The organism is Mesorhizobium sp. YL-MeA3-2017 (assembly GCF_030814575.1).
In the GTDB taxonomy this organism is placed as follows: Bacteria; Pseudomonadota; Alphaproteobacteria; order Rhizobiales; family Rhizobiaceae; genus Mesorhizobium; species Mesorhizobium terrae.
This window is the reverse complement of the sequence record NZ_JAUSVH010000001.1, coordinates 2,389,120-2,415,346: the sequence shown is the minus strand read 5'-3', so window position 1 is coordinate 2,415,346 and position 26,227 is coordinate 2,389,120. Positions and strand designations below refer to the sequence as shown.

At 64.0% G+C, this 26,227-nt stretch carries 27 protein-coding genes and 1 riboswitch; of the genes, 16 read left to right on the top strand and 11 right to left on the bottom strand.

What is annotated here, in order from left to right; genetic code table 11:
- Window positions 1-113 precede the first annotated feature (113 nt).
- Window positions 114-971 (top strand): LysR family transcriptional regulator, encoded by an 858-nt coding sequence (locus tag QFZ88_RS11360; protein ID WP_024922822.1) that lies wholly within the window; start codon window positions 114-116, stop codon window positions 969-971.
- Between the two features lie 29 nt (window positions 972-1,000).
- Here the strand turns inward: QFZ88_RS11360 and metA are convergent, their stop codons facing one another.
- Window positions 1,001-1,924, bottom strand: coding sequence for a homoserine O-acetyltransferase MetA (gene metA, locus QFZ88_RS11355; RefSeq protein WP_024922821.1), 924 nt, complete (start codon window positions 1,922-1,924; stop codon window positions 1,001-1,003).
- A 49-nt stretch (window positions 1,925-1,973) separates the two neighbouring features.
- A riboswitch (SAM riboswitch) is annotated at window positions 1,974-2,051 on the bottom strand.
- Window positions 2,052-2,202: 151 nt separating this feature from the next.
- Here metA and hisC point away from each other — a divergent pair.
- Together hisC and QFZ88_RS11345 are read left to right on the top strand one after the other, a co-directional pair.
- The gene (gene hisC, locus QFZ88_RS11350) at window positions 2,203-3,309 is read left to right on the top strand and encodes a histidinol-phosphate transaminase (RefSeq protein WP_024922820.1); all 1,107 of its coding nucleotides are present in this window, start codon (window positions 2,203-2,205) and stop codon (window positions 3,307-3,309) included.
- A gap of 4 nt (window positions 3,310-3,313) precedes the next feature.
- Complete coding sequence (locus QFZ88_RS11345) at window positions 3,314-4,249, top strand: prephenate/arogenate dehydrogenase family protein (protein ID WP_024922819.1); 936 nt, start codon at window positions 3,314-3,316, stop codon at window positions 4,247-4,249.
- Between the two features lie 113 nt (window positions 4,250-4,362).
- Here the strand turns inward: QFZ88_RS11345 and QFZ88_RS11340 are convergent, their stop codons facing one another.
- Window positions 4,363-5,361 carry a DUF2125 domain-containing protein gene (locus QFZ88_RS11340; RefSeq protein WP_024922818.1) on the bottom strand — a complete coding sequence of 333 codons (999 nt, stop codon included), beginning with the start codon at window positions 5,359-5,361 and terminating at the stop codon, window positions 4,363-4,365.
- 97 nt (window positions 5,362-5,458) lie between these two features.
- Between QFZ88_RS11340 and QFZ88_RS11335 the strand changes: the two genes are divergently transcribed.
- Together QFZ88_RS11335 and QFZ88_RS11330 are read left to right on the top strand one after the other, a co-directional pair.
- Complete coding sequence (locus QFZ88_RS11335) at window positions 5,459-6,007, top strand: gamma-glutamylcyclotransferase (protein ID WP_024922817.1); 549 nt, start codon at window positions 5,459-5,461, stop codon at window positions 6,005-6,007.
- Window positions 6,008-6,066: 59 nt separating this feature from the next.
- Complete coding sequence (locus QFZ88_RS11330) at window positions 6,067-7,014, top strand: aldo/keto reductase (protein WP_024922816.1); 948 nt, start codon at window positions 6,067-6,069, stop codon at window positions 7,012-7,014.
- Window positions 7,015-7,056: 42 nt separating this feature from the next.
- Here QFZ88_RS11330 and QFZ88_RS11325 read toward each other — a convergent pair whose 3' ends face one another.
- The 3 genes from QFZ88_RS11325 to QFZ88_RS11315 form a co-directional block, all read right to left on the bottom strand.
- Entirely contained in the window at window positions 7,057-7,422 is a 366-nt protein-coding gene (locus QFZ88_RS11325) for a response regulator (RefSeq protein ID WP_024922815.1), read from the bottom strand.
- 86 nt (window positions 7,423-7,508) lie between these two features.
- Entirely contained in the window at window positions 7,509-8,051 is a 543-nt protein-coding gene (gene hpt, locus QFZ88_RS11320; protein WP_024922814.1) for a hypoxanthine phosphoribosyltransferase, read from the bottom strand.
- A 50-nt stretch (window positions 8,052-8,101) separates the two neighbouring features.
- Complete coding sequence (locus tag QFZ88_RS11315) at window positions 8,102-8,704, bottom strand: hypothetical protein (RefSeq protein ID WP_244431192.1); 603 nt, start codon at window positions 8,702-8,704, stop codon at window positions 8,102-8,104.
- 233 nt (window positions 8,705-8,937) lie between these two features.
- On the opposite strand from QFZ88_RS11315, the gene ftsE reads away from it, so the two are divergent.
- The 3 genes from ftsE to QFZ88_RS11300 all read left to right on the top strand — a co-directional run bounded on the left by ftsE (window position 8,938) and on the right by QFZ88_RS11300 (window position 11,389).
- On the top strand, window positions 8,938-9,597 hold the full coding sequence (ftsE, locus tag QFZ88_RS11310) for a cell division ATP-binding protein FtsE (protein ID WP_024922812.1): 660 nt from the start codon (window positions 8,938-8,940) through the stop codon (window positions 9,595-9,597).
- A 1-nt stretch (window position 9,598) separates the two neighbouring features.
- On the top strand, window positions 9,599-10,582 hold the full coding sequence (locus QFZ88_RS11305; protein ID WP_373426405.1) for a cell division protein FtsX: 984 nt from the start codon (window positions 9,599-9,601) through the stop codon (window positions 10,580-10,582).
- A 162-nt stretch (window positions 10,583-10,744) separates the two neighbouring features.
- Window positions 10,745-11,389, top strand: coding sequence for a YdcF family protein (locus QFZ88_RS11300; RefSeq protein WP_051504823.1), 645 nt, complete (start codon window positions 10,745-10,747; stop codon window positions 11,387-11,389).
- Window positions 11,390-11,414: 25 nt separating this feature from the next.
- Here the strand turns inward: QFZ88_RS11300 and QFZ88_RS11295 are convergent, their stop codons facing one another.
- Window positions 11,415-12,038, bottom strand: a complete 624-nt coding sequence (locus QFZ88_RS11295; protein ID WP_024922809.1) for a pyridoxamine 5'-phosphate oxidase family protein — start codon at window positions 12,036-12,038, stop codon at window positions 11,415-11,417.
- 162 nt (window positions 12,039-12,200) lie between these two features.
- On the opposite strand from QFZ88_RS11295, the gene QFZ88_RS11290 reads away from it, so the two are divergent.
- Window positions 12,201-13,106 (top strand): LysR family transcriptional regulator, encoded by a 906-nt coding sequence (locus QFZ88_RS11290; protein ID WP_024922808.1) that lies wholly within the window; start codon window positions 12,201-12,203, stop codon window positions 13,104-13,106.
- Between the two features lie 132 nt (window positions 13,107-13,238).
- On the top strand, window positions 13,239-14,033 hold the full coding sequence (locus QFZ88_RS11285; protein ID WP_024922807.1) for a lysophospholipid acyltransferase family protein: 795 nt from the start codon (window positions 13,239-13,241) through the stop codon (window positions 14,031-14,033).
- 31 nt (window positions 14,034-14,064) lie between these two features.
- On the opposite strand, the gene QFZ88_RS11280 is transcribed toward QFZ88_RS11285, so the two are convergent.
- Both QFZ88_RS11280 and QFZ88_RS11275 read right to left on the bottom strand, forming a co-directional pair.
- A complete protein-coding gene (locus QFZ88_RS11280) occupies window positions 14,065-16,650 on the bottom strand; it encodes a TIGR02302 family protein (protein WP_024922806.1) in 2,586 nt (861 codons plus the stop codon).
- A 143-nt stretch (window positions 16,651-16,793) separates the two neighbouring features.
- Complete coding sequence (locus QFZ88_RS11275; RefSeq protein WP_024922805.1) at window positions 16,794-17,735, bottom strand: threonine/serine dehydratase; 942 nt, start codon at window positions 17,733-17,735, stop codon at window positions 16,794-16,796.
- A gap of 56 nt (window positions 17,736-17,791) precedes the next feature.
- On the opposite strand from QFZ88_RS11275, the gene QFZ88_RS11270 reads away from it, so the two are divergent.
- A complete protein-coding gene (locus QFZ88_RS11270; protein WP_024922804.1) occupies window positions 17,792-18,094 on the top strand; it encodes an ArsR/SmtB family transcription factor in 303 nt (100 codons plus the stop codon).
- Window positions 18,095-18,105: 11 nt separating this feature from the next.
- Here the strand turns inward: QFZ88_RS11270 and lysA are convergent, their stop codons facing one another.
- The 3 genes from lysA to argH form a co-directional block, all read right to left on the bottom strand.
- The gene (lysA, locus tag QFZ88_RS11265) at window positions 18,106-19,374 is read right to left on the bottom strand and encodes a diaminopimelate decarboxylase (protein ID WP_024922803.1); all 1,269 of its coding nucleotides are present in this window, start codon (window positions 19,372-19,374) and stop codon (window positions 18,106-18,108) included.
- 19 nt (window positions 19,375-19,393) lie between these two features.
- Window positions 19,394-19,603, bottom strand: coding sequence for a hypothetical protein (locus tag QFZ88_RS11260; RefSeq protein ID WP_024922802.1), 210 nt, complete (start codon window positions 19,601-19,603; stop codon window positions 19,394-19,396).
- 66 nt (window positions 19,604-19,669) lie between these two features.
- Window positions 19,670-21,070, bottom strand: coding sequence for an argininosuccinate lyase (argH, locus tag QFZ88_RS11255; RefSeq protein ID WP_024922801.1), 1,401 nt, complete (start codon window positions 21,068-21,070; stop codon window positions 19,670-19,672).
- Window positions 21,071-21,102: 32 nt separating this feature from the next.
- Here argH and QFZ88_RS11250 point away from each other — a divergent pair, with 32 nt between their 5' ends.
- The 5 genes from QFZ88_RS11250 to QFZ88_RS11230 all read left to right on the top strand — a co-directional run bounded on the left by QFZ88_RS11250 (window position 21,103) and on the right by QFZ88_RS11230 (window position 26,200).
- A complete protein-coding gene (locus QFZ88_RS11250; protein ID WP_024922800.1) occupies window positions 21,103-21,786 on the top strand; it encodes a thiol:disulfide interchange protein TlpA in 684 nt (227 codons plus the stop codon).
- A gap of 143 nt (window positions 21,787-21,929) precedes the next feature.
- Entirely contained in the window at window positions 21,930-23,240 is a 1,311-nt protein-coding gene (gene ugpB, locus QFZ88_RS11245; protein WP_024922799.1) for a sn-glycerol-3-phosphate ABC transporter substrate-binding protein UgpB, read from the top strand.
- Between the two features lie 112 nt (window positions 23,241-23,352).
- Entirely contained in the window at window positions 23,353-24,237 is an 885-nt protein-coding gene (gene ugpA, locus QFZ88_RS11240; protein ID WP_024922798.1) for a sn-glycerol-3-phosphate ABC transporter permease UgpA, read from the top strand.
- A 40-nt stretch (window positions 24,238-24,277) separates the two neighbouring features.
- Window positions 24,278-25,126: a sn-glycerol-3-phosphate ABC transporter permease UgpE gene (gene ugpE, locus QFZ88_RS11235; protein ID WP_024922797.1), complete on the top strand. Its 849-nt coding sequence runs from the start codon at window positions 24,278-24,280 to the stop codon at window positions 25,124-25,126.
- Window positions 25,127-26,200 carry a sn-glycerol-3-phosphate import ATP-binding protein UgpC gene (locus QFZ88_RS11230; protein ID WP_024922796.1) on the top strand — a complete coding sequence of 358 codons (1,074 nt, stop codon included), beginning with the start codon at window positions 25,127-25,129 and terminating at the stop codon, window positions 26,198-26,200. It abuts the gene before it with no gap.
- The last annotated feature ends 27 nt before the right edge of the window (window positions 26,201-26,227 follow it).

The window sequence follows — 26,227 nt, the reverse complement described above, 5'->3', positions numbered from 1 at the left end:
GACAGAAGGTCCGGCGCCGCTGGTTATTTGGAAACATCCCAGATAGGCGAAGCTTGATCATGCATAAATGATATGCAACCATATTTCAGTGATAACAAAATTGGATGAATGAGATGCTGTGGCTGGACGCAGAGGCCGTGCGCAACTTCGTCATGGTGGCGGAACTGCAGAGTTTTACGCGTGCCGCCGATGCCCTCGGTTCAACCCAGGCCGCGGTCAGCGTCAAGCTGAAGCGGCTGGAGGAGCGCATCGGCCGCAAACTGATCGAACGCACGCCGCGCCGGGTCAGGCTGTCGGCCGACGGTGCGCTGTTCATCGATTCGGCACGGGCCTTCCTGACCGCGCATGACAATGCGGTTGCCGGCCTGTCTTGCGGCATCCGGCGCTTTGCGCTCGGCATTGCCGGGCATGTCGCCGGGCCGGAGGTGACGACGCTGCTGGCGCGGCTCAACAAGCACGACCCGGCGCTGACGATCGAGGTGCAGGTCGACAATTCGAGCGTGCTGCTCGACGCCTTCGATCGCGGCAAGCTGGATGCGGCCATCGTCAGGCGCGAGGACGACCGCCGTGACGGCGAGGTTCTCGGCCCCGAGCATTTCGGTTGGTTCGCCACGCCCGACTTCCACCATCGCCAGGGTGAGCCGATTAGGCTGGCGGCATTGGCGCCGGCCTGCGGTGTCCGTGATCTCGCGACGCGCACGCTCAACGATGCCGGCATTCCCTGGGTCGAAGTGTTTCTTGGCGGTGGCTCGTCCGTTGTCACGGCTGCTGTTTCGGCCGGGCTCGCCACGGCCGTTTTTTCCAGCCGGCTGGCACCGCCCGGCACCGTCGAGATCAGCCGCAAGTTCGGCCTGCCCGAGGTGCCGTCGTCGGAAATCGTGCTGCATTCGACGCTGACCGACAGGCGTTCGCGCGAGGCGCTGCGCATCCTCGCCTGCGCCTTCCGCGAGCATCGCGCCACGGCAGCGTAGAGGGCTGCCGCAGCCTTTTTGCCGATCGGCTAACGATCCTTGCCGATGTTTTCCAGGTCGTAAGCGGTGGTCTGGTAGACCCGGTTGATCCAATTGCCGAACAACAGATGAGCATGCGAGCGCCAGCGGTTGAGCGGCGGACGTTTTGGATCGTCATCGGGGTAATATTCGTGCGGCACCGCGATGGGTGTGCCGGCGGCCACGTCGCGGTCGTATTCTTCCTTGAGCGAGGTCGAATCATATTCGATGTGGTTGAACATGTAGAGCCGGTTGCTGGCTTGCTCGGCGAGCAGGCTTGGGCCGGTCTCCTCCGAATCCATCAGCAATTCGAGGCCCGAGCCCTTGGGGATGTCGGTGGCGCGAACCTCTGTCCAGCGCGACACGGGGATGGCGAAATCGTCCGAGAAACCGGCGAGATAGGGCGAGGCGGGAGCGTTGTTGCGATGGCGGAAGACGCCGAACGCCTTCTCCTCCAGTGTGTATTTTGGAACGCCATGGAAATGCCACGCGGCGGCCATCGCTCCCCAGCAGATGAAGAACGACGAATGGACGTTCGTCGTTGTCCAGTCGAGGATGCGCTTGAGTTCGTCCCAGTAGGTGACGTCCTCAAAGGGCAACAGCTCGATGGGCGCACCGGTGATGATGAAGCCGTCGAACTTGCGATCCTTTACCTCTTCCCAGGTCTGGTAGAAGGTGATGAGGTGGTCTTCCGAGGTGTTCTTGGCCTTGTGGTTGCCGATGCGCACCAGGGCCAGCTCCACCTGCAGCGGGCTTGCGCCGATCAGGCGGGCGAACTGGGTCTCCGTCCGCACCTTGTTGGGCATGAGGTTGAGCAGGCCGATCTGCAAGGGACGGATGTCCTGACGGAGAGCGGTCTGCTCGTCCATGATGGACACGCCCTCTTTCACCAGTACTTCACGGGCGGGAAGCTGATCCGGAATCTTGATCGGCATGGTGCGAACTCCAAAAACAAAAACCGGCATTGCTGTCGCAAAGCCGGTTTACGGATCGCAAACGGCCCTTTAGCGACTTATTTAACGTGGCTGCAAGCCGACCGGCCAAATCACCACGGGTCTATGCCCTGCTCTTACGCCCGGTAGCGGATTGCGTCAACCGTACGCCGGCTGTCGTGCCAGCGCGCCCGGCTTGCCGGTTTTCCTCGACATTCCGCAGTGCGGACGGTATTTCCGCCATGGCCTCCGGCCGGAGGCGCACTTCACGGATTTTCGATATGACCAAGGCAAACGACCCGCTTCGCCCTCAGCCCCGCGCCGGCATCATGGATATCGAGGCCTATGTGCCCGGCAAGAGCACCGCGCATGGCGTTGCCAAGGTTCATAAACTCTCGTCCAACGAAAACCCGCTCGGACCGTCGCCCAAGGCGATCGAGGCGGCGCGTGAGGTGGCGGCGAAGCTCGACATCTATCCCGACGGCTCGGCCAAGCGGCTGCGCGAGGCCATTGCCGAAACGTATGGATTGAATGCGGCCAACATCGTCTGCTCGAACGGCTCCGACGAGATCCTCGGGCTGCTTTCGCAGATCTACCTAACGCCGGACGACGAGGCGATTTTCACCGAACACGCCTTCATGGTCTACAAGATCTATATCAAGGCGGCCGGCGCTACCCCCGTGGTAGTCAAGGAAACCGATGAGCGCGCCGATGTCGACGCCATTCTGGCGGCGGTGACGCCGCGCACCAAGATCATCTTCCTTGCCAATCCCAACAACCCGACCGGCACCTATCTGCCGTTCGACGAGGTGCGGCGGCTGCATGCGGGGCTGCCGAAGAACATCCTGCTCGTGCTCGACGCGGCCTATGCCGAATATGTCCGCCGCAACGACTATGAAGCGGGGATCGAACTGGTGGCGTCCAGCCGCAACGTGGTGATGACCAGAACTTTCTCGAAGATCGGGCTTGGTGGCGCGCGCGTCGGCTGGATGTACGGGCCGCTGGAGATCGTCGACGCGATCAACCGCGTGCGCGGGCCGTTCAACGTCAATGCCGTGGCCATAGAGGCAGGTATCGCGACCATCCGCGACCGAGCCCATATCGAGAAAAGCGTCGCGCACAACGAAACGTGGCTGCGCTGGCTTTCGGAGGAATTCACCGGGCTCGGCCTGCGCGTGACGCCGAGCGTCGGCAATTTCATCCTGATCCATTTTCCCGACGACGCGAAACATTCGGCGGCGGCGGCGGACGATTATCTGAGCGAGCGAGGCTATATCCTGCGGCGCGTTGCCGGCTACGGTTTTCCCAACGCGCTGCGGATGTCGATCGGAACCGAAGAAGCCAATCGCGGTGTGGTCGCCGCACTCGCCGCATTCCTGAAAAGCTAGAGATATGTCCGAACCCCTGTTTGAAAAGATCGCACTGATCGGCATCGGCCTGATCGGTTCCTCGCTGGCGCGCGTCATCCGCCGCGAGGGCCTTGCCCGCCACATCGCCATCTCCACCCGCCGCCCCGAAACATTGAAGCGGGCCGAGAACCTTCAGCTCGGCGACAGCTACAGCACCGACGCCAGGACGGCCGTGCGCGACGCCGATCTCATCATCGTGTCGGTGCCGGTCGGCGCTTCCGGCACCGTCGCCGAAGAGATCGCACCGGCGCTGAAGAAGGGGGCGATCCTCACCGATGTCGGCTCGACCAAGCAGTCGGTGGTCGCGCAGATGTCGCCCTTCGTGCCGGAGGGCGTGCACTTCATTCCCGGCCATCCTCTGGCCGGTACCGAGAATTCCGGCCCGGATGCCGGCTTCCCGGATCTGTTCGACAACCGCTGGTGCATCTTCACGCCGTTGCCGGACACGGACCCCTTGGCGCTGGAGAAATTGTCGACGTTCTGGCGCCGCTGCGGCTCGAACATCGATACGATGACGCCCGAGCATCACGACATGACGCTGGCGATCGTCTCGCACCTACCGCACATCATCGCCTACAACATCGTCGGCACCGCCGACGACCTGGCCAATGTGACCAAGTCCGAGGTCATCAAATATTCGGCTTCCGGTTTCCGCGACTTCACCCGCCTTGCCGCGTCGGACCCGACCATGTGGCGGGACGTGTGCCTGCACAACAAGGACGCGATCCTGGAAATGCTGGCGCGCTTTTCGGAGGACCTGTCCTCGCTGCAGCGGGCGATCCGCTGGGGCGACGGCGACAAGCTGTTCGACCTGTTCACGCGCACCCGCGCCATCCGCCGCTCGATCATCCAGGCCGGCCAGGACATCGACGTGCCCGACTTCGGACGCCAGGTGGTGGAGCATCCGGAGAAGAAGTGAGGAAGGCGGCAGTCGGCAGTCGGCAGTCGCGGAATAGTGGCAGCGCATCCGGCAGCCTGTCTTGCGATTGCTAAGCTACGAGTGAGCAGTTTCGACTGCCGACTGCCGACGACCTATTCGACAGGCTTGATCATCCCGAGCGGGATGAAACCCAGCGAAGCACGGCCCTTCACCACTTTCAGCGGCATGGCCGGTTCGTTGCCCAGCATCGACAAAGCGGCGAAGCCCTGCTGGATCTGGTTGGCCTGCTCGGGAATGGCGGTGGCCAGGATGCCCGCGACCGCCTTCGGGTTCTGCAGCTTGATGTTGAGGGTGGCGTCGATCAGCCCGTCGGCATCCACCGAAAGCGGGCCCGACAAGGCGATACGGGCCTCGCCCGAAGACAGTTCGAGATTGCGGATATCGACCGACTGGCCGCGCAGGCTCTTCGGCGGCGTGGCGATCAGCGCAACGCCGTTCTTCACAGTCATGTCGCCCTTGCCGTCGAAGGGCGGCAGCACGCGGCCGCCGATGGTATGCGCGTCGATCTCAAGGTCGGTGAAGGCGTGGTTCAGCACGATGTCCTGACCGGCGGGGCTGGCATCCAGCGCGAGCTGGCCGACGCTGAAGAGTTGCACCGGGTCGGTCTCGTCGGCCGGGTCCGTCTGGCCGTTGAAACCTTCGGCGGCGAGCGAAACCTTGCTCGGCAGCGGCCACCAAAGATGGGTGCTGGCCTGAAGGCTGTCCCAGTCGATCCATAGCGGTAGCATGCCAGGCACCGAAGTCCGTAGCGGACCGTCCAGCTCGGCGTTCGGAACCAGTGGCCGTAGCAGACTTGCCGCGGCCACCACGCCGCCGGACGCGGCCGCCACGTTCCTGGAATCATCCTGATAGGCCAGCGCGTCGCAGGTGACGACGAAGCGCAGCGGGTAGCCGCTGACGGTCAGGTTGGAGCAGTCGGCGTTGGCGCCCTTGGCGGCGAGCGCGGCAACCGCGTTGCCGGCCTCGCTCTTGACGCGCGCGGCCAGCCAGAACCAGCCGGCGCTGTAGAGCCCGAACAGCACCAGCAACAAAATGATCAGCCGGATCGGCCAGCGCCGACGCTTTGGCTTGGTCTGGTCGCTTGACGTCATGCCGTGGCCCTCGATAACGCATGAAGAACCGGAAAGGGAACCATCCCGGTCGAAATGAAACGTGCGGATGGCAATATCCGCATACAGGCTTGGCGATATGGGCGATTTTTGGGTTTTTGGCTATGGTTCGCTGATCTGGCGTCCCGGTTTTGCGCATGTCGAGACGCGGCGGGCGCGGCTTTACGGCTATCGCCGTTCGCTTTGCGTCTATTCCTTCGTGCATCGCGGCACGCGTGAACGACCGGGTCTTGTGCTCGGCCTCGATCGCGGCGGTTCCTGCATCGGCCTTGCCTTCAGGGTGCCCGGCGAGCTGCGCGACGAGGTGATCGGCTATCTGCGTGAGCGCGAACTGGTCACGCATGTCTATCTTGAGCGTTGGGTGCGCCTTGCGCTGGAAGATGGCAGGACCGTCGATGCGGTCACCTATGTCGCCGACCGGGGCCACGAACAATATGCCGGCGCGCTGGCCGAGGCCGAGGCGGCGGCCGTGGTGCGCGGTGCGGCCGGCCAGTCCGGCGTCAACGAAGACTATGTCTTCAACACCGTCCGGCATCTCGAAGCACTCGGCATTCGCGACCACTGGCTGGAAACGGTCGCGCGGCTGATCGCTCCGGTTGAAAACACGCCGGCCCCATTGAACGGGTAGCCACAAGACCTAGGTTGTAGCCGGGAACCAGCGGGCCGCTGCTGTCAGGGAGAATAATCTTGCAGAAACGTATGCTCGGTCGAACCGACCTCGAAATCGCGCCGCTCGTGCTGGGTGGCAACGTCTTCGGCTGGACCGCCGACGAAAAAACCTCCTTCGACCTGCTCGACCGTTTCGTGGACGGTGGCCTGAACACCATCGATACCGCCGACGCCTATTCGCGCTGGGTGCCCGGCAACAAGGGCGGCGAATCGGAGACGATCATCGGCAAGTGGATGAAAGCGCGCGGCAACCGCGACAGGGTGATCGTCATCACCAAGGTCGGCTCCGACATGGGCCAGGGCAAGAAGGACCTGTCGGCCGCGCATATCGAGCGGGCGGTCGAAGCCTCGCTGAGGCGGCTGCAGACCGACGTCATCGATCTTTACCTGTCGCACTGGCCGGACCCGACGGTACCCTACGAGGAAACGCTCGGCGCCTATCAAAAGCTGCTCGCCAAAGGCAAGGTGCGCCATATCGGCTGCTCCAACCTCGACGCCGGGCAACTGCGCGCTGCGCTCGACGTCGCCAGGCTGCGCGACCTGCCGCGCTACGAGGTGCTGCAGCCGGAATACAATCTCTACGACCGGGCTTCCTATGACGGTCCGTTGCGCGACCTGTGCATGGCCGAGAGGCTCGGCGTCATCACCTATTTCAGCCTGGCGAAGGGGTTCCTGTCCGGGAAATACCGCGGCAAGGCGGATCTCGGCAAAAGCGCGCGCGGCGAGGATGTGGGCGCCTACCTCAACAAGCGCGGCATGCGCATCCTGGCGGCGCTCGACGCGGTGGCCGCGCGCCATTCGGCCAGGCCGGCGGAAGTAGCACTTGCCTGGGTCATCGCCCGGCCTGGCGTTACCGCACCGATTGCCAGCGCAACTACGCCCGAGCAGATGGCAAGCCTTGTCCGGTCGGCCTCGTTGGTGTTGACCGCGACCGACATCGAGGAACTCGACAAGGCGAGCGGCTAGAAGCCCGTTTTCCGGAAACCTGTCTTTGGAGAGAGGGGCCGGTCAGGCCGCCAAAGCGCGGCCGACGCGGTCGCGGATTTCGGCCAGCGTGAACGGCTTCTGCACGACGTCGAGGATAATACCGTTCAATTCGTCGGCCCGTTCGCGCTGGTCGGCATAACCGGTCACCAGCATGATCTTGAGCGCCGGGAAATTGGCTGCGGCCGCCTTGGCCATCTCGATGCCGTCCATCTCCGGCATACGGATGTCGGAGACGATCAGGTCGTAGTTGCCATTGGCGGCGCGGATCGTTTCCAGCCCCTGCGCGCCGTCGGCGGCAACGTCGATGCTGTGGCCTGCGCGTTCGAGTGCGCGGGCGGCGAGAGTGCGGACGGATTCATCGTCCTCGACGATCAGGAGCTTTGCCATGGGCAAGGTTTTGCCCGGCAAGTGTTGACGTTTCCTGAAAGACCGAAACGGCGCCAGGCTATTTTAGCGATGGCTGTGGAAAGGCGTCAGGTTTCGTCCTTGACGACGCCGACGAAGGGCAGTTCGCGGAAGGCATGGCCGACATCCATGCCATAGCCAACGACGAAATAGTCGGGGCAATCGAAGCCGACATAGTCGGCGTCGAGATCGGTCTTGCGGCGCATGCGCTTGTCGAGCAGCACGGCGATCGAACAGCTCCTGGCGCCACGCGACAGCATCAGCTCGCGGGCGAATTTCAAAGTCTTGCCGGATTCCAATATGTCGTCGATCAACAGCACGTCGCGGCCCGCGACTTCGTTGTCGATGTCGCGCAGCACACGCACTTCGCCGCTCTCCGTTCCGGCGCCGTAGCTGGAAATGAAGATGAACTCGACCTCCGGCGACAGGCCCGCATCGTGCATGGCGCGGATCAGGTCGGCGGCGAAGATGAAGGACCCTTTGAGCACCGAGATGACCAAAAGGTCGTGGTAGTCGTGCGCCGCGATTTCCTTGGCGAGCTCCAGATTGCGCCGGGCGATCGCCGACGCTGAAAACAGGACCTCGATGTTCTTGCCGCGCACAACTGGCATGGAAAGCCTTTCCTGGGGAGCGCGTCCGGGATCGGCCGAGGCCGCGCCCGCTATTGCGCGAAGGTGACCGAGACGGCCGTTACCCCGTTTCTAGGCACGTCGAGCCGGCTGGAAAAGGCAAATCTTTCGCCTGGTGCCAATGCGCGGCCGGATGTCCCCAGCCCATAGCGGGTGATGTGCCCATCATTGCCGGTGACGCGGATCTCGAGCGGCGGCAGGGCCGCCGCCTGATCGCCGTCATTGCCGGCCTCGCCGTCAACCATCAGCAACGGCTTGAGGCCGGTGCTGTCGACGCGCGAGGTGACGCCGGAAATGCTCAGCGCCGTCATCGGATCGCTGGCGCCAAACAGCGTGGTCTGGCGAAACAGCGCGTGCCCTCCGGAAATCCAGAAGGCGGCGAAGGTGACCGCGACGCCGAGGCTCCAGAACAGCGGACCGCCCCGGCCCGAAGCCTCTTTTTGCGGGGTTGCCACCGTCTGGCGCAGCATGCCCATGCCGTCGAGGGACGGCACAGTTTCGAGCATTGGCGCGGCGGCCGGTTGCGGGTTTCGTTCGGCGGAGATGCCAGCATCGGAGGGCAGCACGATGAATTCGGCATCGATCACGTCGGCGGTCGCGGCGAAGCCATCATGGGCCGCCGTTGACGCGGTCATGATTTCGCCGGAAACCGGGCGTGCCCTGCCGCGATCGACCATCCTGCTCCTCGGTCGCCTCTGTTCGCCGTCTGTTTCCATGCGATAGACAAAAATGGTTAATGCTTCACAACCGGAATCGTTTTACAGCCGCCATTGGCGCCGAAATTTAACCGGCGGTTAACCATGCCGGTCGATGGTCGTTTCGTAGAGACGGGCGGACTGCCGCCAATGAAAGTTCCAGGTCGCCGCACGTGATCCGCTTCGAAAATGTCGGCCTCCGCTATGGGATGGGTCCGGAGATTCTCCGTGACATCACCCTGCATGTTCCGGAGCGCTCCTTCCAGTTCCTCAGCGGGCCTTCGGGCGCCGGCAAGACGACGCTGCTGCGCCTCTTGTTCCTGTCGCTGAAGCCGACGCGCGGCCTGATCACCGTCTTCGGCAAGGATCGGGCGCGCATCACGCGCGAGGAACTGCCGCATCTGCGCCGCCGCATCGGCGTCGTCTTTCAGGATTTCCGCCTGCTCGACCATATGACGACCTATGAGAACGTGGCGTTGCCGCTGCGCGTTCGCGGCCGCGAAGAGGCGAGTTACCGCACCGATGTCGTCGAACTCTTGAAATGGGTCGGATTGGGCGACCGCATGCATGTGCTGCCGCCGGTGCTGTCGGGCGGCGAGAAGCAGCGCGCGGCGATCGCGCGCGCGCTGATCGAGCAGCCGCAGATCCTGCTCGCTGACGAGCCGACCGGCAATGTCGACCCGCAACTGGCGCGGCGGCTGCTCCGGTTGTTCATCGAACTCAACCGGCTCGGCACCGCCGTGGTCATCGCCACCCACGATCTCGGCCTGATGGACCAGGTCGACGCCCGCCGCCTCATCCTGGCCGGAGGAAGGCTGGACATCTATGACTGAGATGGCCGCCGATCACGAAGAAGACGTCGACGACGTCCGCTACACCGAGACGCGGCCGCGCGTGCAGCGCAAGATGGCGCCGATCGTGCCGGCGCAGAACATCGCCGGGCGCGCGCTGGTGTTCGTCATCGCCATCATGACCTTCCTGTCCTGCCTGACCTTCGGCGCGGTGACGCTGGTGCGCAGCACCGCTGTCGTCTGGGAGAACCAGATCTCGCGCGAGGCGACGGTCCAGATCAAGCCGGTGGAAGGGCTGGACATGGAAGCAGCACTGGCTGCCGCCGCCGAGATCGCCGGCGGGTTCCCGGGCGTCAAGGGCACCAGCATCGTCGATCGCGACGCCACCGCGCGGCTCTTGGCACCATGGCTGGGCACCGGCTTGAACATCGACGAACTGCCAGTGCCGCGCCTCGTCGTCGTCACCATCGACGAGAACAGCCCGCCCGATTTCGCCGCCATGCGCACGGCGCTTGCCGCAAAGATAGCCAGCGCTTCACTGGACGATCACCGCACCTGGGTCGACCGGCTGGTCGCCATGGCGCGCACGACGGTGACCATCGGCATGATGGTGCTGGTGCTGATGCTATCGGCCACAGTGCTGACGGTGGTGTTCGCCACGCGCGGTGCCATGGCCGGCAACGGCCATATCATCGAGGTGCTGCATTTCGTCGGCGCCGAGGCGCGCTTCATCGCCCGGCAGTTCCGCCAGCAATTCCTCATCACCGGCATGAAAGGCGCGGCCGCCGGCGGCGCCGCGGCGGTCGTCGTCTTCCTGGTGTTTTCGTGGTGGACGTCGCATAATATGGCAACGCCCCAGGCCGACCAGGCGGTGGCGCTGTTCGGCAGTTTCGCGATCGGTTGGGCCGGCTATCTCGGCGTGGTGCTGATGGTGTTGGTCATCGGCGTGCTGACGGCCGCGACATCGCATGCCACGGTGATCGCCTATCTCAGCGATCTCGATACGCGCCAGACCGACGGCGGCTGAAAAAGGGCGGGTGACGTCGCGATGCGAAACCCCTATCCAACCATGAATTGTCCCTCGCCTTCGGAGCGTGCTTTCTCCTACCAAAGGCCGCAATTCGCCGTTAATCATGACGCCATGAAAAGCCGCGATTCTGCCGACACGGCCGAGGCCGCGCGGGGCACTATGTCTGTGCCGCGCGGTGCCTCCCGGCTGCGGCGAGCGGCGCGCTACACGGGTTTCGTGATCCTCATTGGCCTCGCCTTGTATCTTGTGGGCTTCGGCTGGTTCGCCGGGCATGTCAGCCGCCTCTCCACACCGGCCGATCCGGAGCCGGCCGACGCCATCATCGTGCTTACCGGCGGCCAGTCCCGGCTGGACGCGGCGATGGAGCTTCTGGAAACGGGCAAGGGGGCGCGGCTTTTGATCAGCGGCGTGCATCCGACCGCCAGCCGCAAGCAGTTGCAGAAGGCGACCGGAGGCGACACCAAGCTCTTCGCCTGTTGCGTCGACATCGACCGCGCCGCGCTCGACACGATCGGCAATGCCGAGGAAAGCGCCAAATGGGTGCGCAGCCACGGCTATAGCAGCGTCATTCTGGTCACCAACAACTATCACATGCCGCGCAGCCTTTTGGAGATGGGCCGCCTGCTGCGCAACGCGCGGCTGGTGCCTTACCCTGTGGTCAACAGCAGCCTCGACAATGGCGGCTGGTTGACCAAGCCAGGCGCATTCAGGGTGCTGTTCACCGAATACAACAAATATCTGCTGGCGCTCGGCCGCATCGTGCTGCCGATCAGGCCAGCCTTCGCCAGCCACGGGGGCGACTAGGGCACTTCCCGCCGGGCGCAGCCGGTCAACCGGTCCGGTTCATTGCACGCAGCTTGACGATCTCGGCTTCCAGCGTGGCAATGCGCTTGTCCCGTTCGGACAGGATTGCGGCAACGTCCGCAGCCTCGAAACGCTGCGGGATGTGTTGCGGGCAGTTCGCGTCCCAGGCCGAGACGGTGAACAGGATGACCTGTTCGGGCCGCGCCTTGTAGCCTTCCGGCATCAGGCGGGCGAGCAGGTCCGGATCGTTTTCGACAACCCGCGCCTCGCCCCAGATCTTGATGCGCTGCCGCAGCATGTAGTCGATGAGGAACAGGAAGGCCCTGTTGTTGTCGGCCAGATTGCCTTGCGAGATGAACTGGCGGTTGCCGGAGAAGTCGGCGAAGCCGATGGTGCGCCGGTCGAGCACGTTCAGGAAGCCGGCCGGCCCGCCGCGATGCTGGATATAAGGTTGGCCCTCGGCATTGGCCGTGGCCAGGAAGACGCTGGTCTGCGCGGCGATGAAGGCCGCCAGATCAGGCGAGATGTCCTGCTGCCAGCCACGCTCCTCGGAGCGGGCATAAGCTTGTCGCGAACCCTTGCGGGCCTGTATCGCCTTCACCGTCGGTGTGAAGGCAACGTCGCTTGCATAGATATGCGGGGTGGCCATCGTGGGTGCCTCGTCAGTCTTTCGGCCCTTTCGCCACGCAACGCCAGCCTTGGCGAAACGAGCAACGCGCGGCTCGGGGAGATCAGCACGAAGCTGGGGTCTTTCACAATGCAGAAGTAGGTGGCATTGTTGAGAGATATTGTTCCGAATATTGGAATAATGATGGATCGCCTCAACTCGATGTCGCTGTTTGTCGCCGTGGTCGAGGCCGGTAGCCTGTCGGCCGCCGGCCGCAGTCTTGGCATGCCCTTGGCCACTGTCAGCCGACGAATCTCGGATCTCGAGAAGCACCTCGGCACCAGGCTGCTCAATCGCTCGACGCGCCGGTTGGAGCCGACCGATGTGGGGCGCTCCTATCTCGCCGCATGCCGGCGCATCCTGCAGGACATCGAGGAAGCTGAGCAGGCGGCGGCGGGCGAATACAGCGCCGCCCGCGGCGAGCTTGCCGTGACAGCGCCGATCGTGTTCGGGCGCCTGCATGTGCTGCCGGTGATCGCTGATTTCCTCAGCGCCTATCCGGAAGTCGATGTGCGGCTTAGCCAATCCGACACGCTGCGGCGCCTGATGGAGGAACATATCGATCTGGCCGTGCGCATCGGCAACCTGCCGGATTCCAGCATGGTCGCAACACGGGTCGGTACCATTCGCCGTGTGGTTTGCGCGAGCCCTGCCTATCTCGATGCTCATGGCGTGCCTGCGACGCCTGCAGGCCTAGCTGCCCATCAATGCGTCACCTTCGAGGGGTTGGCGCTTCCCGCCGCCTGGACCTTTGCCGAGAGGCGAGTGGAAAGCTCGGTTCCCGTGCGGTCGAGGCTGAAGGTCAACACCGCCGAAGCCGCCATCGATGCGGCCGTGGCCGGTGTCGGCCTGGTGCGCGTGTTGTCCTACCAGGTCGCCGAGGCGGTGCGGACCGGCACGCTCAGGCTGGTGCTGGAGGATTTTGAACCGGCACCCTGGCCGGTCAGTCTCGTCCATGCCGGACAGGGCCTGCTGCCGTTGAAGCTGCGCGCCTTCCTGGACTTCGCCGCGCCACGGCTGAGGGCCCGACTGGCGGGTCTCGGCATCTGATACATATCAGCGACTTCGCCGCGTTCCGGGATCGAATGGCGTCGAATTCGCTGGCAAAATCGAGTTACCGGCGTCATTTCCATTTTGCCCAAGCATGGTGTAACCAACAGGCTTCCTCACCGGACTCTCCGCATGCTCTATATTCGCTCGCTGGCGTTCAACCTCGCCTTCTATGTCAGCCTGATCGTCCAGATGATCGTGTGGACGCCTTATTATTTCCTGTCGTCGCGCCGCCGGGCCTGGCTCGTGCCGAAGTTCTGGTCGCGCTCGTCGATGTGGCTCTACAAGGTGATCGCCGGCACGGACAGCCAGATCACCGGTACGGAAAATCTACCCGAGGGCTCCTTCATCCTGGCGCCGAAGCACCAGTCCTTCTGGGACGCCATTGCCTTCTTTCCGTATCTGAAGGACCCGCTCTACATCCTGAAGCGCGAGCTCACCTGGATCCCGTTCTTCGGCTGGTACATCATGAAGATGCGCATGATCCCGGTTAACCGCGGCAGCCGCTCCAAGGCGTTGAAAGCGGTCATCGCGGCCACCAATGCGGAACTGTCACGCAATCCGCGCCAGCTCATCATCTATCCCGAGGGGACGCGCCGGGCGCCGGGCGATGAACCGGCCTACAAATATGGTATCGTCGAACTCTATTCGCAGCTCGGCGTGCCGGTGGTGCCTGTCGCCCATGTCGCCGGCCTTTACTGGCCGCGCCGCAAATTCCTGCGCTATCCGGGCACGATCAAGGCGCAGTTCCTGCCGCCGATCCCTCCAGGACTCGAAAGGGAAGAGTTCATGCGCCGGCTGATCGGCGAGACCGAAGCGGCCTGCGACGCGCTGTTGGTCGAGGCAGCCAATTCGAAGAACCCGCCGCCAATGCCACCGACCGCCGCCAAGCGACTGTCGCAGCTTCGCGCCGCCGCGAAAGCCTGAGACGACAGCCCGACCGGGCTTTCCATTTCGCCTATTTGAGATCGAGCAGCCGTTCCAGATAGCTGCGCTCGATCTCCGGGCTCAGCGCATTGCCGAGCCGCTTGCGGATCGCATCGATAATCTCGCGTGCGCGCTGCATGTCGATCTCGTCGGGAACCTTGACCTCGGACCGATCGGGGTTCGGGCCTTCCGATCCGCGGATCGGCCTGTTCAGGGGATCGCGACCGTCGCCGCGCTGGTGGATCGGGCCACCGCCCTCATCACTCTGCATGGCCTGCAATTGCTGCATCAAGTTCTGCGCGCCGCGCCGCAGCGCCTCCAGCGCACGGCCCTGCTGGCCGACGGCGGCGCCACCCTGACCGCCGCCGAGCGAGTTTTCGGCTTCGCCCATCGCCCGGCCGGCCTCGCCGAAACCTTCGTTCGGCTCCATGCCCTGGCCTTCCAGGTTCTTGTTCAGCTTGTCGAGCTCACCCTTCAGCTTGCCCTGGCCTTCCTGTAACTGCTTGAGCGCATCGGCAAATTCCTGCGGCGTCATCGGCTTGCCGTCGCGGCCGCCATCCTGAGGTGTGCCGTTGTTGCCCTGGCGCTGCTGGCCATCTTCGCCCGGCATCTCCTGGCTCTGGTCGTCCTGTCCTTGCTGGCCGCGCTGCGCCTGGTCCATGCGGAAGGTGTCGTTCATCATCTCCTGTTGGCGGCGCATGATTTCGCCGAGCTTGTCCATCTGCTTGCGCAGTTCGGAATCCTGCTGGCTCGGCCCCTGGCGGCGGGCGGTGCGCAGGTTGTTCATCATGTCCTGCATCTCGGACAGCAATTGCTGCGCCTTGTCGCGGTCACCGGATTTCGCCAGATTCTCGATCTGGTCCATCATGCGCTTGAGGTCGTTCTCACTGAGGACTTGGGCGTCGTTCGGCAGTGGGCCGTCCTTGCCTTGCGGGTTGCGCTGGGCGAACTCACGCATGAAATCGGCCATTGACTGCCGCAGTTCCTTCATCAGCTTGTCGATTTCCTCGTCGCTGGCGCCATTCTTCAGCGCGTCCTGCAACGCCTGCTGCGCCTGGCGCAATCGCTTCTCGGCCGTCGACAGGCTGCCATCCTCGATGCCGAGCGCGACCTCCCACAAATACGACACGACACCGCGCAACTGGTCATCGGTGGCGGCGAGCTTGAGGCGGCTGCGGGCACTCATCAAGGCCAGATAGTTGGTCATCGAACCGAACGTGTCCTCGGGCCGGAGCGTGATCGCATCCATCAATTCGAGCACACGCGGCCTGGTGTTAGCGTCCAGCGCCAAGAGCCTGCGCTGCTCGATGACGGCGCGCGCCAGCGGGTTGGCGAAGGGCCGTTCCGGCATCACCCAGTTCTTGGTTTCGCTGCGCGCCAGCTGGCCGGCGCCGTCGGTCGCTTCCAGCGTCAGCTTGATGTTCGAGCCTGCCCAGACATGGTCGGTCAGATCCTTGGTGGTGCGGGCCGCATTGTTCTTGGCGCCGCGTCGCGGCAGCACCAGCGACATTTCCGGCGGACCGTAGAGCGGCCGTGCGCCGAGCGGCTGCTGGTCGGCCAGCGCGAAGTCGGCACGGGCGGAGGTCGCGCCGTAATCGTCGACGATCTGGTAGTTCAATTCTGTGGTGCCGTTCACCGCGCGCTTCGGCTCGCCGGCGAAGCTGATCTGCGGGGCGGTGTCGGGCGTGACGGTAAAGGACCAGCGGTCGAGTTCGTCACTGCCGGATTTCAGCACCAGCGCGCCGTCGGCGATAAGCTTGCCGTTGAATTGACGGGCGGCGGGGCGCTCCTGCTGCGCGGTCGAAGCCGGAGCAGCGGGTTCCTTCGAGGCATCGGCTTCAATGTCGCGGCTGTTGCCCGATGCTTCCAGATACGCGAGCGTTTCGACATTGGTGCCACCGGTGATGCGCACCGTCACGTCGCTGCCTTGCGGCACGGTGAAGGCGGTGTTCTGGCGGCTGGCCTCGGCGGTCAGGAAGAGCGGCGGCTTTCCGGTATAGGCCGGCGGCGTCACCCAGGCGTCGATGCGCGAGGGAACGACGTCGCGCATGCCGGCGGCGTTGAAGGCATCGGCGATGCGTCCGCCCGACGGACCGTAGGAAAAAGCCAGCGCCACGACGAGCACAAGTGCTGCCACGGAGCGCAGCGCCCAAGGGTCGCGCCGGGCGACATCGGTGGCCGGTAGATCGGTGCCGAGCGAGCCGAGCTTTGCCGCCATGCGTTTCTGATGCTCGCGCCACAACGCCTGCGCAAACGCGCCGGGCGCGCCACCCGGCTTGTCTGCCTGCACCCTGAGGGGGCTGTGCAGCAATGCGTTGGCGGTTTCGATGCGGCGATCGATTTCCAATGCCGTCGGCAGGTGGAAGAAGCGCAGCGGATAAAGGGCTGCTAGCGCGGCGATACCGAACAAAGCGACGAGGCCGAAGCGCACCATGTCCGGCAGATGTGCGAACAGGCCGAACCAGGCGGCGGACAGGAACAGCGCCGCGACGATGAGCAGAGGCAGGATGAGCGGCCAGCCGCGTTCGACGACCATCACCGCGCGCGTCGCCAGCCTGCTTGCGGCGAGCCGCGCTGCCAGGCTGCGATCAATGCCGGATGTGGGTTGCTCTGTCATCCGCTCTTCCGGGAAGCCGGCCGAAATGGTGCGACTTCGCTAGCCCGGAGCATAGCAGCAAACACGGCAAAGGCGAGGCGGCTTCTGGAAAAGGCGGGTCATAAACCCGTCCGCCGGCCGGTCCACGCGGGGTGTATCCAGTCTTAGAATTGCACAGCCGTCGTGTTGGCGCCGCAGACCAGGACAGCCACCCGTTCGCCGGGCGCCGGCGCGTATTTGCCCGATAGCAACGCAGCGAAGGCGGCAGCGCCGCCGGGCTCCGCGACAACCCGCACCGTCTCCCAAAGCGCCTTCTGCGCAGCGACGATGTCGCCGTCGGCGACCAGGATCGAGCGTTCGACAAAGGCCTGAGCGACGGGGAACATCAACGAGCCGACCCGTTTCGGCGCCAGCGAGTCCGCCGCGACCCCCTCCGTCGGCGCATCGACGGGTTCTCGCGCGGCCAAGGCGTTGTGAAGGGTCGGTGCGCCTTCCGGCTCGACGGCGACGATGCGCACCCGCCCGGCCAACCAGGCGGCGATGCCGCCGATCAGGCCGCCGCCGCCAACGGCGACCAGAAGCGTGTCGATGTCGGGCAGATCCTGCTCGATCTCGAGACCGAGCGTGCCCTGGCCGAGCATGGTCTCGGTCTGTTCGAAGGCATGCACGGGCAATGCGCCGGTTTTCGCCGCATAGGCCTCGCTGGCGGCAAGGGCATCGGCATAACGGTCGCCGGCGATCACCAGTTCGGCGCCATAGCCGCGGATACGGTCGGTCTTGGCCTTGGGCGAGACGCTGGGCACGAAGATGGCGGCCGGGATGCCGAGGCGCATGGCGGCATAGGCGACGGCGGCACCATGATTGCCTCCCGAGGCGGCGACCACGCCAGCCTTTGGAATGTCGCGCTGCAAGAGGTTGGAGAAGGCGCCACGCGCCTTGAAGGAACCTGAATGCTGCAGGCATTCGAGCTTCAGTTGCACCGGAAATGCGGGTCGGCCGAAATCGACCATGTCGACCGCTAGCACCGGCGTGCGCCTTATATGCGGCCTGATCAGCGCCTCCGTCTCGGCGATGCGTTCAGGGGTGATCCGCGTCTCGGCAGGCATCGGGCGCTCCGGAAAGTTGCAGTTGACAGCATTTAGTAACTTGGCAAAATACCAAAATGCAAGAGGCTGATATCTTCAAGGCGCTCGCCAATCCGCGCCGGCTGCAAATCCTCGATTGGCTGAAGGATCCGGTGGCGCATTTCCCGCGCCAGGTGGATGGCGATTTGGTCGAGGACGGCGTCTGTGCGCTGCTGATCGCCGACAAGCTCGGCATCACGCCGGCCACGCTCAGCGAGCACATGCGCGTGCTGTCGCAGTCGGGTCTGGTGCGCTCCAGGCGCATCAAGCAATGGATATTCTACCAGCGCAACGAAGACGGGATCGGTGCGGTCAGGGCGATGGTGCTCGAGAGCCTGTGAGGGCCGGCGTTTTACGCCAGCCAGTCCGGGATGGAATCCAGGCCGATCAGTTCCTCATAGGTCCGGCGCTCGCGCACCACGGCGAAGCGGTCGCCGTCGACCAGCACTTCCGGCACCAGAAGGCGGGTGTTGTAGGTGCTGGACTGCGTCGCGCCATAGGCGCCGGCAGTGCCGATGGCGATCAAATCGCCGCTCTTCGGCTTCGGCAGGTCGCGGTCGTGGCCGAGATAGTCGCCGGTCTCGCAGACCGGTCCGACCACGTCGGCGCGGATGCGTGGCGCATCGGCCGGCCCCAGTCGTACAGGGCGGATGTCGTGGTAGGCTTCGTAAAGCGTCGGGCGGATCAGGTCGTTCATCGCCGCGTCGACGATGACGAAGTTCTTGGCCTCGCCTTCCTTGAGATAGATGACCTCGGTTACCAGGATGCCGGCATTGCCGACGATGAGGCGACCGGGCTCGAAGATCACCTTCATCCCCAGCCCGCCGACATGCTTCTTCACGATTGCGGCGTAGGCGTCGGGCAGCGGCGGCGGGTTGTTGTCGGTCTTGTAAGGGATGCCAAGGCCGCCACCGAGGTCAATATGTTCGATAGCGTGGCCGTCGGCGCGCAGCGTTGCGGCCAGTTCGGCCAGCAGCCGGTAGGCGTCGTCGAAAGGCTGCAGCTCGGTGATCTGGCTGCCGATATGGGTGTCGATGCCGATCGCCTTGATGCCCGGCAACTCGGCCATGCGCTTATAGACCTCGTGGGCCCGCTGCCACGGCACGCCGAACTTGTTTTCGGCCTTGCCGGTGGAAATCTTCTTGTGCGTCTTGGCGTCGACATCCGGGTTCACGCGCAGCGACACCGGTGCCGTCTTGCCGGCGGCGACGGCGCGCGCCGAAAGGAGCTCGAGTTCCGGCTCGGATTCGACGTTGAAGCAGTGAATGCCGGCGGCCAGCGCGAAATCCATCTCGCGCGCCGTCTTGCCAACGCCGGAGAATACGATTTTGTCGGCAGGGATGCCGGCGGCGAGCGCGCGTCGCAATTCACCTTCCGAGACCACGTCGGCGCCGGCACCGAGTTTGGCCAGCGTGCGCAGCACCGCCTGATTGGAATTCGCCTTGGGCGAATAGCAGATCATCGCGTCTAGGCCGGCGAAGACTTCGGAGAAAACGCGGAAATGACGCGTCAGCGTCGCAGTGGAATAGCAGTAGAAGGGCGTGCCGACGCTGGCGGCGATGGCGGGTATCGCCACGTCCTCGGCATGCAGGATGCCGTCGCGATAATCGAAATGGTTCACGGTGGTTCGTCCGGAAAGGCTACTGGATCAGCTTGTCGAGGATGAAAGGCTTGTCCGTTTCCGGTTTCGTCGGTTCCGGTGGTACCGGCTGCTTGGCCTTGGCGGCGTCCTTGCGTTCCTGCACCGCCGCCTCATAGGGCGTGTCGAGCGCGGCGCGGCGTCCGCAGGCCGAGACGGCCGTCACCGTCGCCAGAACCGTCAGCGTCACCAGTATCCTGCCTGCCGTCATCGTGTCGTCCGTCCGTGCGTTTCGAGCGTCGCTTGTAGCCGAGTTTCTTAGGCATTGCATCCGGCATCACGCCTTGGCCAGGCGCTTTTTCCAGTAACGGATCTGTTTGCGGACTTCCGACGGCGCGGTGCCGCCGAAGCTGGTGCGGCTCTTGACGGAATTCTGTACCGACAGCACCGAAAAGATGTCATCGCTGATGCCGGCATGGATCGACCGCAGGTCTTCCAGCGAAAGCTTCTCCAGTCCGAGCTTCTTGGATTCGGCCAACGCGACCGCGCGGCCGGTGACGTGATGCGCCTCGCGGAAGGGCAGGCCGAGCGTGCGCACCAGCCAGTCGGCGAGGTCGGTTGCGGTCGAATAACCTGAGCCGGCGGCCTTCTTCATGGCGACGGCATTGACCGTCATGTCCGTCACCATGCCGGTCATGGCGGCGAGCATCAGGTCGAGCGTCTCAGCCGCGTCGAAGACGGCTTCCTTGTCTTCCTGCATATCCTTGGAATAGGTCAGCGGAAGGCCCTTCATGACGGTGAGCAGGCCGATGAGATGGCCATTGACGCGACCGGTTTTGGCCCGCACCAGTTCGGCGGCATCCGGGTTCTTTTTCTGCGGCATGATCGAGGAGCCGGTCGAGAAGCCGTCCGACAGGCGCACGAAGCCGAATTGCGGCGTCGACCAGATGACGATCTCTTCGGCCAGGCGCGACAGATGGGTGGCCGAGATCGAGGCCACCGACAGGAATTCCAGCGCGTAGTCGCGGTCGGAAACGCTGTCGAGCGAATTACGGGTCGGCTCGCGGAAGCCGAGCGCCTTCGCGGTTCTGTGCCGGTCGATCGGGAAGCCTGTACCGGCAAGGGCAGCCGCGCCCAGCGGGCTTTCGTCCATGCGCTGGATGGCGTCGCGGACACGGGAAAGGTCGCGCGCGAACATCTCGACATAGGCCATGCAGTGATGGCCGAAGGTCACCGGCTGCGCGGTCTGCAGATGGGTGAAGCCGGGCATCACCGTGGCGGCGTGTTCCTCCGCGCGCTCCAGGAAGGCGGCGATCAGCCCCTTCAGGGCCTCTGCGACGCGGTGGAACTCGTCCTTGACCCAGAGACGAAAGTCGACGGCAACCTGGTCGTTGCGCGAGCGCGCCGTGTGCAGGCGGCCGGCCGCCGGGCCGATCAACTCGGCAAGGCGTGCCTCGACATTCATGTGGATGTCTTCCAGCCGGGTCGAGAACTCGAACTTACCGCTCTCGATCTCTTTCAAAATCGTGTTCAGGCCGTGAGCGATCTTGTGTTGATCGCCCGCCGAAATAATGCCTGTTTCGGCCAGCATCTCACTGTGCGCGATCGAGCCGCGAATATCCTGGGCGTAGAGTTTGCGGTCGAAGGAGATCGATGCGTTGATCGCCTCCATGATAGCGGCCGGACCCGAGGCAAATCGTCCGCCCCACATCTGGTTGCTGGCCTTCTTGTCGCTCATCGCTATAACCCGTTTCCCGGAGATATTTGGACATGGCAGACGGCAAGAAACTGTTTCCCGCCCCGCGGCTCATCCTCGCAGCACTGGTTGCCGGCGCTCTCGCCGGCGCGGTCGCGGTATATGTCAGGGAGAGCGGGTCTGGCAACAACGAGCCCCAGCCGGTTGCCGCGGCTGCCGTCGGCAAGGATGACGCCGTCTGCGCCGCCAAGACCGAGCGCGCCAAGAAAGTGGCGGCTGCCGCGACCGGTCAGGTTGCCGCGCTGTTGCCCGCCGACCCGCCGCAATCGCTGAAAACGCTGGCCTTCAACGGGCCGGACGGCAAGGCGATGACGCTGGCCGACCGCACCGGCCGCACCGTGCTCGTCAATCTCTGGGCAACCTGGTGCGCGCCGTGCCGCGCCGAGATGCCGGCGCTGGATGCGCTGCAGAAGGAAAAGGGCTCGGACAAGTTCGAGGTTATGGCGATCAATGTCGACACCGGCGACGACACCAAGCCCAAGGCCTTCCTCGACGAGATCGGCGTGAAATCGCTGGCGCATTATCGCGACGCCTCGATGGGCGTGTTCAACGATTTGAAGAAGCGCGGCCTGGCGCTCGGCCTGCCGGTGACGCTGCTGGTCGACGGCGAAGGCTGCCTGATCGGCCACATGAACGGGCCCGCCGAATGGTCGGGTGCCGATGCCATCCGTTTGATGGATGCAGCGCTGGCTAACTAATTTCGCGCAATTCGAAAGCCAGCCGCAAACCAAACGATGCTACGATAGTCTGACACGAAACAAAAACGTTGTCCGGCTGCCGCATTCGACCCATACTCCCTTGGCGGAAGTTCGCTTGCGCCACTGGAGAATGGGAGAGGAACATGACGTTTCGCGGTCTTGCGGCCGGGGTCGCCGCCACTTTCGTGCTTTGCACCACCACCTCGGCCTTTGCCGTCACCCAGATCAGCTGGTGGCATGCCATGACGGGCGCCAACGCCGAGGTCGTCGACAAGATCGCCAAGGATTTCAACGCCAGCCAGAAGGACTACGAGATCGTCCCGGTGTTCAAGGGCACCTATCCCGAGGCGTTGAATGCCGGCATCGCCGCCTTCCGCGCGAAACAGGCGCCTGACATCCTGCAGGTATTCGATGTCGGCACCGGCGTGATGATGGCCGCCGAAGGCGCGGTGAAGCCGGTGGCCGACGTGCTGACCGATGCCGGCGTCAAGTTCGACAAAAGCCAGTACCTGCCCGGCATCGTTGCCTATTATTCGAAGCCGGACGGCACGATGCTGTCCTTCCCCTATAATTCCTCCTCGCCGATCCTCTATTACAACAAGGACATCTTCCAGAAGGCCGGGCTCGACGTGAACAACCCGCCCAAGACCTGGAACGAGGTGTGGGAGGCGGCCAAGAAGATCAAGGCGAGCGGCGCGGCGCCCTGCGGCTTCACCACGACCTGGCTGACCTGGATCCACACCGAGAATTTCGCGGCCTGGAACGATGTATCGTGGGCAACGCAGCAGAACGGGCTCGCCGGCGGCGATGTCGAACTGAAGATCAACGCGCCGCTCTATGTGAACCATTTCCAGGCGCTGGCCGATCTCGCCAAGGACGGCACCTTCAAATATGGCGGCCGCACCTCCGAGGCCAAGCAGATCTTCCTCGCCGGCGAATGCGGTATCCTCACCGAATCTTCCGGCGGTCTCGGCGACATCGTCAAATCGGGCATGAATTACGGCATCGGCCAGTTGCCCTATGACAGCGACGCCAAAGGCGCGCCGCAGAACACCACGCCTGGCGGCGCCAGCCTGTGGGTGTTCGCCGGCAAACCCGACGACCATTACAAGGGCGTGGCTGCCTTCTTCACCTATCTGTCGAAGACCGAGGTGCAGGAATATCTGCACCAGAAGTCCGGCTACCTGCCGGTAACGCTGGCCGCCTACGAGGCGACCAAGAAGTCCGATTTCTATGACAAGAACCCGGGCCGCGAAACGCCGATCCTGCAGATGCTGGGCAAGGCGCCGACCGACAATTCGAAGGGCGTGCGACTGCCCAACCTGCCGCAGGTGCGCGATATCCTTAACGAGGAATACGAGAAGATGCTGGCCGGTCAGCAGACCGCGCAGCAGGCGCTGGATAACGCGGTTTCGCGCGGCAACGCCGCCATCAAGGAAGCACTTGGGAACTGACACGCTTGGCGCGCTCCGTCACCCGACCGCTTGCTGGCACCGGATTGCCTGATCGCCTTCCTGCCGGTTCGGCAAGAAGGCGATCAGGGGCGCTTGACGGTCGGGGCGCCCTATGACCCCTCGCGTCGTCTTTCCGAACAAGGTGCTGCCCTATCTTCTGGTGGCGCCGCAGCTCGCCATCACTTTGGTCTTCTTCTACTGGCCGGCGGCGCAGGCGCTTTACCAGTCGATGCTCAAGGAAGACCCGTTCGGATTGAAATCGAAATTCGTCTGGTTCGACAACTTCAAAAAGGTGCTGGCCGATCCGAACTACCTGCATTCGATCAAGGTGACGGTGGTCTTCTCGGTGGCGACCGCGGCGGTCGCCATGGGCGTGGCGCTGCTGTTGGCCGTGATGGCCGAGAAGGTGGTGCGCAGCAAAGGGTTCTATCGCACGCTGCTGATCTGGCCCTATGCGGTGGCCCCGGCCATCGCCGGCATGCTGTTCCTCTTCCTGTTCAATCCGTCGATCGGCTCGCTGGCGATCCTGCTGCGCAAGATGGGTATCGCCTGGGACCCCGTGCTCAACGGGATGGACGCGATGATCCTGTTGGTGGCGGCGGCCGCCTGGAAGCAGATCAGCTACAATTTCCTGTTCTTCGTCGCCGGTCTGCAGGCGATCCCCAAGACGCTGATCGAGGCGGCGGCAATAGACGGTGCCGGGGAAACGAAACGCTTCTGGACGATCGTCTTCCCACTGCTTGCGCCGACGACCTTCTTTCTCCTGGTCATCAACACGACCTATGCCTTCTTCGACACATTCGGCATCGTGCATGCCGTCACCGGCGGCGGGCCCGGCAAGGCGACCGAAACGCTGGTCTACAAGGTCTACAATGACGGCTTCGTCAATCTGATCCTCGGCTCTTCGGCCGCGCAGTCGGTCATCCTGATGGTGATCGTGATCGCGCTCACCGCCATCCAGTTCCGCTATGTGGAGAGGAAGGTGCATTATGGCTGAGCCGAAGCCGCTTTCGTCCGCCAGCGGGCACGACAAGCTGATGATCGGCCAGTCGTCGACGGGCATCTATGTCGCCCATGCCGTACTGATCCTCGGCCTCGTCATCGTCGCCTTCCCGATCTACTACACCTTCGTGGCGTCGACGCAGACGCTGCAGACGATCCTGCGGCCGCCGCTGCCGCTGACGCCGGGCAGCGAGTTCTGGAATAATTATGGCGAGGCGCTTTTCGGCGGCGTCGGCCGCATCGGCGGCGTTGGAGCCCGTACGCTGCTTCTCAACACGACGGTGATGGCATTGGGCATCGCCGTGGGCAAGATCGTCATCTCGATCCTGTCGGCCTACGCCATCGTCTTTTTTCGCTTTCCGTTCCGGATGACGATCTTCTGGCTGATCTTCATCACGCTGATGCTGCCGGTCGAGGTGCGCATCCTGCCCACCTACAAGGTGATGGTCGATCTCGGCTTGATCGACACCTATGCCGGCCTGATCATTCCGTTGATCGCCTCGGCCACCGCGACGCTGCTGTTCAGGCAGTTCTTCATGACCATTCCGGGCGAACTGGTGGAGGCGGCGCGGGTGGACGGTGCCGGCCCCTGGCGTTTCTTCTTCGATATTCTTTTGCCGCTGTCGCGCACCAATATCGCGGCGCTGTTCGTCATCCTCTTCATTTATGGCTGGACGCAATATCTGTGGCCGCTCCTGGTCACCAACCGCAACGACATGACCACCATCGTCATTGCGCTGAAGAAGATGGTGTCCTTCGCCGACGCCGATACGCAATGGCATCTGGTGATGGTGACGGCGATCCTCGCCATCGTGCCACCGATCCTGGTGGTGGTGGCGATGCAGCGCTGGTTCGTGCGCGGCCTCGTCGATACGGAGAAATAGATGGCGACTGTCGACCTGAAGGATGTGCGCAAGGTCTATCCCGGCGGGGTGGAAGCGGTGAAGGGCGTGTCGATCGCCATTCCCGACAAGGAGCTTTGCGTGCTGGTCGGCCCGTCCGGCTGCGGCAAGTCCACGCTGCTGCGCATGATCGCCGGGCTGGAGACGATCTCGTCCGGCACCTGCGCCATCGATGGCAAGGTGGTCAATGCCGTCGGCCCGACCGAGCGCGACATCGCCATGGTGTTCCAGAACTATGCGCTCTATCCGCATATGAAGGTCTACGACAACATGGCCTACGGCCTGCGCAATCGCGGCACGCCGAAGGAGGAGATCGATTCCCGGGTGCGCTCCACCGCCAAGGTGCTGGAACTGTCGCATCTGCTCGACCGGCGTCCGCGCGAGCTTTCCGGCGGCCAGCGCCAGCGTGTCGCCATGGGTCGCGCCATCGTGCGCAACCCGAAAGTGTTCCTGTTCGACGAACCGCTCTCCAATCTCGACGCCAAGCTGCGCGGGCAGATGCGCGTCGAGATCAAGAACCTGCAGCGTTCGCTGGGCGTCACCTCGGTCTACGTCACGCACGACCAGCTGGAAGCGATGACGCTGGCCGACATATTGGTGGTGATGAACGCCGGACTGGTCGAGCAGATGGGCGCGCCGCTCGACATTTATGAAAAGCCGGCCTCGACTTTCGTGGCTTCCTTCATCGGCGCGCCGCCGATGAATCTGCTCGGCGTCGCGGCCAAACCGGATAGCCCCGCCGACAGCCAGGACAAGGTGTTCGCCAATGGCGTATCGCTGGCTATCGCGGCGCCGATTCACGCGGCGACCTTGGGTTTCCGGCCGGAGGATGCCGAAACCACCGGCAAGGCGGCCTCTGGTGCCATCGTCTTGCCGGCACTGGTCGAGGCGGTCGAGCCGGTGGGCGCCGAGAGTTTCCTCTATTGCGCCGCCGCCGGCAGTCGCATCATCGTCAGGGTTTCCGGTCGGGCTGCGGCGAAACCTGGCGACCGGCTCGAGGTGACCGTGCCGGCCGAGAAACTGCACTGGTTCGACAGCGCCGGGAAGCGACTGTAGCGCCTACCCCATGCGGTAAGGACGCAG

Bases quoted from the DNA above. Each gene is read 5' to 3' on its own strand.
- QFZ88_RS11335 (WP_024922817.1), top strand. From the start codon at position 5,459: ATGGGCGATTTTTGGGTTTTTGGCTATGGTTCGCTGATCTGGCGTCCC.
- ugpA (WP_024922798.1), top strand. From the start codon at position 23,353: ATGACCCCTCGCGTCGTCTTTCCGAACAAGGTGCTGCCCTATCTTCTG.
- hpt (WP_024922814.1), bottom strand. From the start codon at position 8,051: ATGCCAGTTGTGCGCGGCAAGAACATCGAGGTCCTGTTTTCAGCGTCG.
- QFZ88_RS11325 (WP_024922815.1), bottom strand. From the start codon at position 7,422: ATGGCAAAGCTCCTGATCGTCGAGGACGATGAATCCGTCCGCACTCTC.
- QFZ88_RS11345 (WP_024922819.1), top strand. From the start codon at position 3,314: ATGTCCGAACCCCTGTTTGAAAAGATCGCACTGATCGGCATCGGCCTG.
- QFZ88_RS11280 (WP_024922806.1), bottom strand. From the start codon at position 16,650: ATGACAGAGCAACCCACATCCGGCATTGATCGCAGCCTGGCAGCGCGG.
- QFZ88_RS11290 (WP_024922808.1), top strand. From the start codon at position 12,201: ATGGATCGCCTCAACTCGATGTCGCTGTTTGTCGCCGTGGTCGAGGCC.
- QFZ88_RS11270 (WP_024922804.1), top strand. From the start codon at position 17,792: ATGCAAGAGGCTGATATCTTCAAGGCGCTCGCCAATCCGCGCCGGCTG.
- QFZ88_RS11300 (WP_051504823.1), top strand. From the start codon at position 10,745: ATGTCTGTGCCGCGCGGTGCCTCCCGGCTGCGGCGAGCGGCGCGCTAC.
- argH (WP_024922801.1), bottom strand. From the start codon at position 21,070: ATGAGCGACAAGAAGGCCAGCAACCAGATGTGGGGCGGACGATTTGCC.
- QFZ88_RS11275 (WP_024922805.1), bottom strand. From the start codon at position 17,735: ATGCCTGCCGAGACGCGGATCACCCCTGAACGCATCGCCGAGACGGAG.
- QFZ88_RS11305 (WP_373426405.1), top strand. From the start codon at position 9,599: ATGGCCGCCGATCACGAAGAAGACGTCGACGACGTCCGCTACACCGAG.
- QFZ88_RS11250 (WP_024922800.1), top strand. From the start codon at position 21,103: ATGGCAGACGGCAAGAAACTGTTTCCCGCCCCGCGGCTCATCCTCGCA.
- QFZ88_RS11285 (WP_024922807.1), top strand. From the start codon at position 13,239: ATGCTCTATATTCGCTCGCTGGCGTTCAACCTCGCCTTCTATGTCAGC.
- ugpE (WP_024922797.1), top strand. From the start codon at position 24,278: ATGATCGGCCAGTCGTCGACGGGCATCTATGTCGCCCATGCCGTACTG.
- metA (WP_024922821.1), bottom strand. From the start codon at position 1,924: ATGCCGATCAAGATTCCGGATCAGCTTCCCGCCCGTGAAGTACTGGTG.
- QFZ88_RS11295 (WP_024922809.1), bottom strand. From the start codon at position 12,038: ATGGCCACCCCGCATATCTATGCAAGCGACGTTGCCTTCACACCGACG.
- QFZ88_RS11360 (WP_024922822.1), top strand. From the start codon at position 114: ATGCTGTGGCTGGACGCAGAGGCCGTGCGCAACTTCGTCATGGTGGCG.
- QFZ88_RS11230 (WP_024922796.1), top strand. From the start codon at position 25,127: ATGGCGACTGTCGACCTGAAGGATGTGCGCAAGGTCTATCCCGGCGGG.
- ugpB (WP_024922799.1), top strand. From the start codon at position 21,930: ATGACGTTTCGCGGTCTTGCGGCCGGGGTCGCCGCCACTTTCGTGCTT.
- QFZ88_RS11315 (WP_244431192.1), bottom strand. From the start codon at position 8,704: ATGACCGCGTCAACGGCGGCCCATGATGGCTTCGCCGCGACCGCCGAC.
- hisC (WP_024922820.1), top strand. From the start codon at position 2,203: ATGACCAAGGCAAACGACCCGCTTCGCCCTCAGCCCCGCGCCGGCATC.
- QFZ88_RS11260 (WP_024922802.1), bottom strand. From the start codon at position 19,603: ATGACGGCAGGCAGGATACTGGTGACGCTGACGGTTCTGGCGACGGTG.
- QFZ88_RS11340 (WP_024922818.1), bottom strand. From the start codon at position 5,361: ATGACGTCAAGCGACCAGACCAAGCCAAAGCGTCGGCGCTGGCCGATC.